Origin of the sequence: Pseudoalteromonas sp. BSi20495 (assembly GCF_000241185.1) — a bacterium.
In the GTDB taxonomy this organism is placed as follows: Bacteria; Pseudomonadota; Gammaproteobacteria; order Enterobacterales; family Alteromonadaceae; genus Pseudoalteromonas; species Pseudoalteromonas fuliginea.
The window spans coordinates 1-9,823 of record NZ_BADY01000160.1 but is presented as its reverse complement, the minus strand read 5'-3'; the positions used below and the strand labels follow the sequence as shown (position 1 = coordinate 9,823).

The 9,823-nt window shown below is 39.9% G+C and carries 9 protein-coding genes; 2 read left to right on the top strand and 7 right to left on the bottom strand.

Going from position 1 to position 9,823, the window contains the following annotated elements:
* Positions 1 to 229: 229 nt before the first annotated feature.
* The 6 genes from csrA to ribA all read right to left on the bottom strand — a co-directional run bounded on the left by csrA (position 230) and on the right by ribA (position 6,302).
* A complete protein-coding gene (gene csrA, locus P20495_RS01965) occupies positions 230 to 421 on the bottom strand; it encodes a carbon storage regulator CsrA (RefSeq protein ID WP_011327236.1) in 192 nt (63 codons plus the stop codon).
* Between the two features lie 91 nt (positions 422 to 512).
* Positions 513 to 1,730, bottom strand: a complete 1,218-nt coding sequence (locus P20495_RS01970; RefSeq protein WP_008138924.1) for an aspartate kinase — start codon at positions 1,728 to 1,730, stop codon at positions 513 to 515.
* Between the two features lie 6 nt (positions 1,731 to 1,736).
* Complete coding sequence (alaS, locus tag P20495_RS01975) at positions 1,737 to 4,337, bottom strand: alanine--tRNA ligase (RefSeq protein WP_008138921.1); 2,601 nt, start codon at positions 4,335 to 4,337, stop codon at positions 1,737 to 1,739.
* Positions 4,338 to 4,356: 19 nt separating this feature from the next.
* The gene (locus P20495_RS01980) at positions 4,357 to 4,809 is read right to left on the bottom strand and encodes a regulatory protein RecX (protein ID WP_002961933.1); all 453 of its coding nucleotides are present in this window, start codon (positions 4,807 to 4,809) and stop codon (positions 4,357 to 4,359) included.
* Positions 4,809 to 5,597, bottom strand: a complete 789-nt coding sequence (locus P20495_RS01985) for a BPSS1780 family membrane protein (RefSeq protein WP_008138919.1) — start codon at positions 5,595 to 5,597, stop codon at positions 4,809 to 4,811. The genes P20495_RS01980 and P20495_RS01985 overlap by 1 nt, the downstream gene beginning before the upstream one ends.
* 81 nt (positions 5,598 to 5,678) lie before the next feature.
* A complete protein-coding gene (gene ribA / locus P20495_RS01990) occupies positions 5,679 to 6,302 on the bottom strand; it encodes a GTP cyclohydrolase II (protein ID WP_008138917.1) in 624 nt (207 codons plus the stop codon).
* Positions 6,303 to 6,550: 248 nt separating this feature from the next.
* Between ribA and P20495_RS01995 the strand changes: the two genes are divergently transcribed.
* Positions 6,551 to 7,663, top strand: a complete 1,113-nt coding sequence (locus P20495_RS01995) for an energy transducer TonB (RefSeq protein ID WP_008138916.1) — start codon at positions 6,551 to 6,553, stop codon at positions 7,661 to 7,663.
* A 58-nt stretch (positions 7,664 to 7,721) separates the two neighbouring features.
* On the opposite strand, the gene P20495_RS02000 is transcribed toward P20495_RS01995, so the two are convergent.
* A complete protein-coding gene (locus P20495_RS02000) occupies positions 7,722 to 8,231 on the bottom strand; it encodes a hypothetical protein (RefSeq protein WP_008138915.1) in 510 nt (169 codons plus the stop codon).
* A 419-nt stretch (positions 8,232 to 8,650) separates the two neighbouring features.
* Between P20495_RS02000 and galE the strand changes: the two genes are divergently transcribed.
* Positions 8,651 to 9,667 carry a UDP-glucose 4-epimerase GalE gene (galE, locus tag P20495_RS02005; RefSeq protein WP_007378962.1) on the top strand — a complete coding sequence of 339 codons (1,017 nt, stop codon included), beginning with the start codon at positions 8,651 to 8,653 and terminating at the stop codon, positions 9,665 to 9,667.
* Positions 9,668 to 9,823: the final 156 nt, after the last annotated feature.

Here is a 9,823-nt window from a genome sequence, read left to right as displayed (position 1 = left end):
AAAAAGCCACTCAATGAGTGGCTTTTTTGTTTAGCTAGGTAAATTACTCAGCTATTTTATACCAATCTGCTTATATATGAGGTCTATTTAACGTTGAGAAAATTACGCTAGAACTAGGCAAAAATTTTTGTATCTAGTTGTTCTAAATAAAAAATTTTTAACGACGTTATAGTGCAATTTAATTCGTTAAATTGATCAAGGATTTATGCAGTTTGGTATTACATGTTGATTAAGCATTGCCCGGCTCAGGGTTAGACTTTTCAGCTTGTATACGCATGTAAATTTCTTCACGATGCACTGATACGTCTTTTGGTGCGTTAACACCGATTCGAACTTGATTTCCTTTAACACCTAGAACGGTAACTGTTACTTCGTCACCAATCATTAGGGTTTCACCTACTCTACGAGTTAGTATTAGCATTCTATTGCTCCCATGTTCCAATAAAAATTATAAGATTCCGCTTAAACATACTAATAAAAATTAGACTGAAAAGTAAGTAAAAACTCCCAATCTATTCATTTTCTGTTAAAAATACTTTGTGTAATGCACGAACAGCCAACTCTAAGTACTTTTCATCTATTAAAACTGAAATTTTAATCTCGGATGTTGAAACTAAAACTACATTAATGTTTTCTTGCGCTAATGCTTCAAAAAATAGACTCGCGACACCAGAATGCGATTTCATACCCATACCAACAGCAGACACTTTTGCCACTGTGGTTAATCCGCATATATTTTGAACACTTAATTGAACTTGCTGCTCAGTGAGCAATTCAAGTGTTTGCAGATAATCATTCGAGTGCACAGTAAAAGCATAGTCTATTTTTTCAAAGTTATGATTAACTTGATTAATCATATCTATTTCGATGCCATTTTCGGCAAAAAGTTTCAATATTTTTGAAAGATATTGCGTACCCGTTGGCACACCTTGTACCTTAATTAAACATTCGTCACGATTAAACGCAATCCCCGATACAACCTTGCTTGGCATATCGTTCTCCTCAAAACTTATTAATGTACCTTCATCGGGATTAAAGCTCGAAAGCACCCTAAGTGGTACATTATGTTTGCCTGCGGCTTCTACTGAGCGAATATGCAAAACTTTCGCCCCTAAACTTGCCAGTTCTAGCATTTCGGCAAAGGTAACTTGGCTCATTCTGCGCGCGTTAGGTTCAACACGAGGATCTGTAGTATATACGCCGTCAACGTCTGTATAGATCTGGCATTCGTCAGCTTTTATAGCCGCAGCTATTTCTACAGCCGATGTATCGGTGCCGCCGCGCCCAAGCGTTGTAATGTTGCCCTCAACATCACGCCCCTGAAACCCAGCAATAATAGCAATACGATTATGCTCAAGCTCATGCTTTAAACGCGTAGCAGCAACCTCTGCAATACGAGCTTTACCAAACATGTTATCGGTTAAAATATTGACTTGATCGGCTAATAGGCTCACAGCAGAGTGGCCACGTTTTATAATAGCCATAGCAAGTAGTGATACAGAAACCTGCTCTCCGGTGCTAATAAGTACATCTAGTTCACGGCTACTCGGGCGAGTATCAATTTGTTTGGCGAGATTAATTAAGCGGTTGGTTTCTCCCGACATAGCAGAGAGAACCACAACCACTTGATGTCCTTGTTGTCTGGTTTTTACAACAAGGTCGGCGACCGCTTCAATTCGCTCTATTGAGCCGACCGAAGTGCCACCGAATTTTTGAACAATAAGCGCCACTTAGGCTTAAGTACGCTCAGTTAACCAAGCTGTAACGCTATCTAGTGCAGCAGCAAGGTTTTGTGGCTCACTACCACCGGCTTGTGCCATATCTGGACGGCCGCCACCTTTACCACCTACTTGGCCTGCCATGTGGTTAACTAACTCACCGGCTTTTACTTTGCCTGTTAAGTCTTTAGTTACACCAGCAATTAGGCTTACTTTGTCGCCACTGGCAACACCGAGGGCAATAACACCTGAGCCAATTTTGTTTTTAAGGTCGTCAACCATACCGCGCAGTGCTTTAGATTCAGTACCTTCAACATTTGCTACAAGTAGCTTAACGCCGTTAATTTCAACAATCGAATCAAGTAAAGATGCACCCGCCGCACTTGCTAACTTATCGTTAAGTTGCGCAATTTGCTTTTCAAGACCTTTAGACTTTTCAAGTAACGCGGTTACTTTTTCAAGTACCGATGCGCTATCGCCTTTAACTAAAGCAGCTACATCATGTAATTGTTGCTCTTGCTCGCTAACATAAGCAACTGCATCAGCACCAGTTACCGCTTCAATACGGCGAACGCCTGCTGCAATACCGCTTTCAGACACTATTTTAAATAAACCAATATCGCCTGCGCGCTCAACGTGAGTACCACCACAAAGCTCAATAGAGTAGTCGCCAATAGTAACTACACGTACTTCGTCATCATACTTTTCGCCAAACAACGCCATAGCACCTTTCGCTTTAGCATCATCAATAGCCATAAGCTCAGTATTAAGTGCAAAGTTACGACGAATTTCGTCATTAACTACACGCTCAATTTCACGTAGCTCATCTTTAGTAACCGCTTCAAAGTGCGAAAAGTCAAAACGTAAACGATCAGGCTGAACAAGTGAGCCTTTTTGGCCTACATGGTCGCCTAATAATTGGCGTAGTGCTTCGTGTAAAATATGTGTAGCTGTGTGGTTTTTCTTAATGCTATCGCGGCGTGCATCATCAATAGTCGCATCCACTTTATCGTTAACACCAATGCGACCTTGCACAGTACCGTGGTGAGCAAAAGCATTACCAAGTTTAGTGGTATTAGTAACATTAAATTCGCCACCAGCAACTGTAATAGTACCCGTGTCGCCCGTTTGGCCGCCTGATTCAGCGTAAAACGGTGTGCGGTCTAATACTACAATACCTTGTTGACCATCTTCTAATAACTGAACAGCTTCGCCACCGGCAAAAATTTCTACCACTGTCGCGCTATGGTGCGTGCTGTCGTAGCCTTTAAACTCAGTAAGCTTTTCTGATTTTAATTGCTCGTTGTAATCAGCACCAAACTTACCCGCTTGTTGCGCTGTTTTACGTTGTACAGCCATGCATTCTTCAAAGCCCTGATGATCAATCGTCATCTGGCGCTCACGCGCAACATCGGCCGTTAAATCAGCTGGAAAACCATACGTATCGTAAAGTTTAAATACTAAGTCGCCCGGTATAATATCGCCTTTAAGGTCACTTAAGCTTTCTTCTAAAATAGCTAAGCCACGTTCAAGTGTTTTACCAAACTGTTCTTCTTCAATGCGTAATACTTTTTCGATAATTTCTTGTTGCTTAGCAAGCTCTGGGTACGCTTGACCCATTTGCTCAATTAGCGCAGCAACTAACTTATAGAAAAACGAACCTTGTGCACCTAGCTTATTACCGTGGCGCACTGCACGACGAATAATACGACGTAGCACATAACCACGCCCTTCGTTAGATGGCATAACACCGTCAGAGATTAAAAACGCACACGAACGAATATGATCCGCCACTACGCGTAGTGACTTATCGTCCATATCTTGCGCGTTAGTAACACTTGCAGCTGCTGCAATTAAGCCTTGGAATAAATCGATTTCGTAGTTTGAATGCACACCCTGCAAAATAGCAGAAATACGCTCAAGGCCCATTCCCGTATCTACAGATTGCTTAGGTAGAGGCAGCATAGTACCGTCGCTTTGACGGTTGTATTGCATAAATACAAGGTTCCAAATTTCGATGAAACGGTCGCCGTCTTCCTCTGGAGTGCCCGGAGGTCCGCCCCAAATATGCTCACCATGGTCATAAAATATTTCAGAACACGGACCACATGGACCGGTATCGCCCATAGACCAAAAGTTGTCAGAGGTCGCAATACGAATAATACGATCTTCACTTAAGCCAATATCCTTTGACCAGTACTCAAACGCTTCTTCATCATCGTGATAAATAGTAACAAGCAGTTTTTCTTGAGGTAATTTAACAACCTCAGTTAAAAACTCCCACGCAAACTTAATCGCGTCTTGCTTAAAGTAATCGCCAAAGCTGAAGTTACCTAACATTTCAAAAAATGTATGGTGGCGAGCAGTGTAGCCTACGTTTTCTAAATCGTTATGCTTACCGCCAGCACGTACACAACGCTGCGAGCTTGTCGCACGTGTATAAGGGCGGCTTTCTGCGCCTAAAAATACATCTTTAAATTGCACCATGCCGGCATTATTAAATAACAACGTGGCATCGTTACCCGGTATAAGCGAGCTAGAAGGTACTATTTGATGTTGCTTGCTGGCAAAAAAGTCTAAAAACTGTTGCCTAATTTGTGCGGTAGTCATGTGCTGCATTTGAAAGTCTCACCTGTATTTACTGTGCTTGCATTGCAAAATTAATTTCATCGTAGCTAAAACCCCGATACATTAAGTAGCGCACGCGCTTAGCTTTATCTTTGTAATCGAGGTCTGGCGGTGTATTCGAATATTTTTTATTGTACGCATCCTGCGCAAGCTCAAACCAATCTATTTCAAGCTCTTCAACTACCATTTCAAGTAGCGAACGATCAATCCCTTTGCCCATAGCTTCGCTTTGTATTCGCTTAAGCCCGTGGCATTTAAATATGTGTTTTCTTACAAAGCCTTCACAGTATCGCTGCTCGTTAATAAAATTGTGCTTTTCGCACCAATCAAGCAGCGTTTCAATAAACTCTTCTGTGGCTTCTTTTTGCTGTAATTTGAGCGTTAACTCACGACGCGAATATTCTTGGCGCCCTAGTAACCAAAGTACATAGTTTTTTAGTTTTTGCTTTAATTTATCATCCATTAAGCGTCAAAACGCCCGCTTGTTTCACTACTAAGTGGCTTAACATTAATGTCGTCACTCGGTGGTACAACAGGCATAAAAATGGCTTGATAAGATACAAAAAAGCTAATGTAGCAAATCGGCATTAAAATCAACAGTGGTAAGAACGATAAGAACATCGAAAGCGCCATAAATAAAATACAAATAACCCCATACACGCTAAGGGGTAAAATATTATAGTAAAACACCATAAGCGAATCTTTAAGTGCGTTTAATATGCGTTGCTCTTTATTGAAATAAACTAAAGGTACTGCATAAGCAAAGGCAGTAAAATAAATCGATAAAGCAATCAAAAACAACACAACGTTTGCCATCGATATACTTTCAATCATCTGCTCAAGCGCTACATTGGGATCAACATTTGTCTGAGTCATAATTGCTACCGCATCGGCAAATAAGCCATTGGCTAATAAAGCCATTAATATACCTGCGCCCATTTGATAAAGTGCTAAACGTAATAACCCTAAACGATTTCCCTTAGCCGAAAATGGCTTGAGGATATCGGCTAGCATTATTTTTCCGCCTTGCTGTTTTGTAAGCACAGCTTGATAAAACCCTGCGGTTAAAAATGGCGTAGCTAGCGCTGCCACAACTTGCAGCAGCGGTAAAAATAAAGACAGCAGCCCTACAATGCCAATAAATAAATGCATAAAAATAAAGGTTGCTGGCTGGGTTTTAAAAATAAGCCATCCGGCTTTTAACCACTTTAGCCCTGCATCGGCTTTAAAAATTCGTAATTGTGTAGACATACTTGCTCTTAATTTAAAACGAAACACGCCAAGTATAACTTGGCGTGAGGGGGTATTAATAGACGAAACGTAATTAAATGATTAAGGTTTTTTAATTTTCTTAATATCTAACATGTGTGCACCATGCTTAATTTTTGTTTCTAGGTACGATTTATTACCCGCAACACCCGCTTTAATGTGCGCATGCGTACCCACAACCGAGTCAACACTAATACCGGCATCTTTTAATGCGTTAAGCTTTTTAGGATTATTGGTCATTAATTTAACATGGCTTAAATTAAGCGCATTAAGCATTAACACAGCATCCGAAAAGTCACGTAAATCATCAGCAAAGCCTAAATGATTATTAGCTTCGTAAGTATTCATCCCTTGCGATTGCAGTACGTAAGCATCAATTTTGTTATACAAACCAATGCCACGGCCTTCTTGGCGTAAATATAATAAAATGCCGCCTTGCTCATGCATCATTTCAATGCATTCATTTAGCTGCTCGCCGCAATCACAACGCGATGAATAAAACACATCCCCCGTTAAACACTCAGAATGCATACGAATAAGCGGGACATCTTGCTCAATATCGGCATTATTAAACACCATAGCAATATGTTCTTTACCATCTTTTAAATCAGTAAATGAGATTATTTCTGCAGGGATATCACTATTTCTGCCAACATTAAGCTGGACTCTTGCTCTTACTTGCGCCACGACAAATCCAAATATTTAAATAACTACGACACGACAATAAAGTGATAATATCACAAAATAGGATAAATACACCGTAGTACAAGACTGTTTATGGCAAATATATGGCGACGATAAGCGTTATTTTCAATGATTGTTAGCAATAAATTGATGCAAATAACAGCCAATGTTATTTACGTTGATTTACCTTAATCAGTGACACTTAAGGACACGTTTGGTATTTTGTATTTTAAACAACGATAGGGATTATTATGAAACGTCAGCAACTCGCTTTATTTATGGGCTTAAGTTTATCTGCTTTAAGCGCAACAACTTTAAGTACTACAGTACTCGCCAGCCAAGTAAGCGATCCTCAAGCGGTATTTAGCCAAGCATATCAAAGCTATTTAGCGGCAGTTAAAGCAGACGAAAACGTACAACAAACAGCCAAACTTGCTTACACATCAGGTAAAGCAGTTTATGGTGAAAGCTCAGATAACACCGCTAACTTAGCTATTAACTACGCTAAAGCTATTAAAGGCTACGGCAATGAGCTAAACGAACAGCGTTTTTCACTTTATAATAAAGCACATGCTATTTTAGCTGCAAATCACGGCAAACAATCAATAGAAACAGTTGATGCACTGCTCGGCCAAGCTAACTACACAACATCGGCTTACAAAGCAGCTAACTTTTTAGAACAAATAATAGATATAGCTAAAACACAAAATAAACCTAAATTTGTAGCCGACATGAAACTAGAAGCGGCATCACTGCTTGCTAAAAAGTTTAGCTCTAAAAAATATCGCGAAGCGAAAAACTACCTAGAAGAAGCCGACGAGTACTACCAAGAAAACTTACCTGAAAACTCACTAGAGCGTATAAAAGCCGATTTTTTAATGGCCTCATTCGCAGAAGGTCGTAAAAAATACAATCAAGCGATTGAAAGGCTAAACCGTATAGTGAATGTATTCGATAGTAATTTAAACTTTGATCACAGCGCAGAGCTAAGCGCTCACTCTAAGCTTATTGGCCTGTACGAAAAACAAGGCAAAAGTGATGAAGCAACTAAACACTGCCTAGCAATTGCTAAAATGGTGCCATGGAAAGAATCGCAAGAGCAAACGCCGCTTTACCGTGTTAATCCCGATTATCCTTTAAATAAGGCAAAGCAAGGTAGAAGTGGTAGTGTTGCTATGGAATTTGAAGTAGACACAGCAGGGTTTGTAAAAAACGTTAGTATATTAAACTCTGATGGTGGTGTCTCTTTTGAAAAATCGGCGATAAAAGCTGTTGAGCAATGGCGCTATGCACCAAAATTTGAAAAAGGACAACCCGTTTCTGCGACATCTCAAGTACGACTAGACTTTAAAATTAATCGCTAAACTAATAGGCATAAAGGCGCCATTTAGCGCCTTTATGCCTTAATTATTCTCAAAGCAGTTAAAATTCATAACTTAAACTAATACCGCCATCGGCTCTTTTTTCATTGCTGTCACTTGTTTTACCGTAGCCTACATCTAATTCCAGTCTAAAACCGGCATTGTTTAATCCATTAAAGTTATAGCTGTAAGTAAGCCCTATGCCGTTAGTTGTTTCCTCATCAAAAATACTGCCAATTGCGCAGCCTAGCGTATTAGCAAAGTCAGTTGCTATATCATTTGTTGAACTTTCACATTCTTGGTCTGTATCTCTTGCGCCAATAGCGCCCAAAAGCGCGCCAAATGCATGCTTTTTATTATCGCTTACTGCTTGTTCAAAGCCTGCTGAAAATCCATCATCAAGGCCTATTTTATAGTTTGCATACCAGCGTTGTTGATTCTCATTAGCCGATAAAGACACTTCTGGAATAACTAAATAAGGATAGCCACCCCCAATCGAAAAACTAACATCGTTAGCAAAAGTAGAACAAGAAGCGATAGATAAAGTGAGTAGTAATATTTTTGTTTTCATAAAATTCCCTTTGAGTAAGCACCAAATGTACCTAGTTTAGTTCCTTTTCACAATGCAACAAAAGTCCTAACCGTGCTTTTTGTGATTTTAAAACTTCCTGTTGCGATTAAAGCCGGCTTCTCTTCCTAGCTAGAAGTTTCAGTAGTACGCTGATTTTAATATGGTTATTCTCCATACATAGGCGATAACGCAAGGGAAGTTGTCGAACCGACTAGGTTACACACCTCTCGCCGCGATTAAATACTCCTTAGATAGAACAAATTTTAATCCTGAAAGACCAATAAACTCTAAACCACATTAACTGTATTTAATTTAAAAAAGACTTTAGTAGAGCAATAATAAATACAGATAATGCATGTAAATAATCATAATTTATGGTGAAATTAGCTTAATTGATAAAAGGTACCCACGGAGCTTTCATGACTATTTTAGTAACCGGTGGCGCAGGCTATATTGGCTCGCACACTGTTTTAGAACTTTTACAGCAAGGTAATGATGTTGTTGTTATTGATAATTTGAGCAATTCATCGCAAGAATCTCTTGCTCGTGTTAAAAAAATCACAGGTAAAGATACTACCTTTTACCAAGGTGATATTCTCGATAAAGCTTTTTTAGATTCAGTGTTTGCTAAACACTCTATTGATAGCGTTATACATTTTGCAGGCTTGAAATCGGTTGGTGAATCAGTGGCTAAACCAATTGAATACTACCAAAATAATGTACAAGGTACGTTAACGCTTGTTGATGCAATGCGCGAAGCTGGTGTATTTAAATTAGTATTTAGTTCATCAGCTACCGTTTATGGTGATCCGGCTAGTTTACCAATTAAAGAAGACTTCCCTGTGGGCGGTACTACAAACCCTTACGGCACATCTAAGCTGATGGTTGAAATGATGCTGCAAGATATCGCTAAATCAGACGAGCGTTTTGCGTTTGCTATTTTGCGTTACTTTAACCCTGTTGGCGCACATGAATCGGGCCTAATTGGTGAAGATCCTAACGGTATCCCAAATAATCTTTTACCGTTTATTGCACAGGTTGCTGTGGGTAAATTAAAGCAACTTGCTGTATTTGGCGATGACTACGACACAGTTGACGGTACAGGTGTGCGCGACTATATACACGTTGTAGATTTAGCAATTGGTCATTTAAAAGCGCTTGATAAAATTGCCAGCAGCACGGGTGCATTAGTTTATAACCTGGGTACTGGTAACGGGTATTCTGTACTGCAAATGGTTAATGCATTTATTAAAGCCAGCGATCAGGCTGTGCCATATCAGGTTTCACCTCGCCGCCCAGGCGATATAGCCGCCTGTTATGCAGCACCAGAAAAAGCACTAAATGAACTTGGTTGGGAAGCGGTGCGTGGCATTGATGAAATGATGCAAGATACATGGCGTTGGCAGTCAAATAACCCCAACGGTTATAAAGGTTAAGTAAAAAGTAATTTATAAGCTTTGCCTGTTGCACCAGCAGGTAAAGCGCCCTTTACACTCTATATAAATAAATTATCTAAAACGCTATTGCACAAAAAAAAGAGAATAAAGGTAAGTGAGAAGACACCAAAGCATGAGATTACGAGCGTTGCTCGT

Coding starts and splice junctions, on each gene's coding strand:
- csrA (WP_011327236.1), bottom strand. CDS start 421: ATGCTAATACTAACTCGTAGAGTAGGTGAAACCCTAATGATTGGTGAC.
- alaS (WP_008138921.1), bottom strand. CDS start 4,337: ATGCAGCACATGACTACCGCACAAATTAGGCAACAGTTTTTAGACTTT.
- P20495_RS01980 (WP_002961933.1), bottom strand. CDS start 4,809: ATGGATGATAAATTAAAGCAAAAACTAAAAAACTATGTACTTTGGTTA.
- P20495_RS01985 (WP_008138919.1), bottom strand. CDS start 5,597: ATGTCTACACAATTACGAATTTTTAAAGCCGATGCAGGGCTAAAGTGG.
- P20495_RS01995 (WP_008138916.1), top strand. CDS start 6,551: ATGAAACGTCAGCAACTCGCTTTATTTATGGGCTTAAGTTTATCTGCT.
- P20495_RS02000 (WP_008138915.1), bottom strand. CDS start 8,231: ATGAAAACAAAAATATTACTACTCACTTTATCTATCGCTTCTTGTTCT.
- galE (WP_007378962.1), top strand. CDS start 8,651: ATGACTATTTTAGTAACCGGTGGCGCAGGCTATATTGGCTCGCACACT.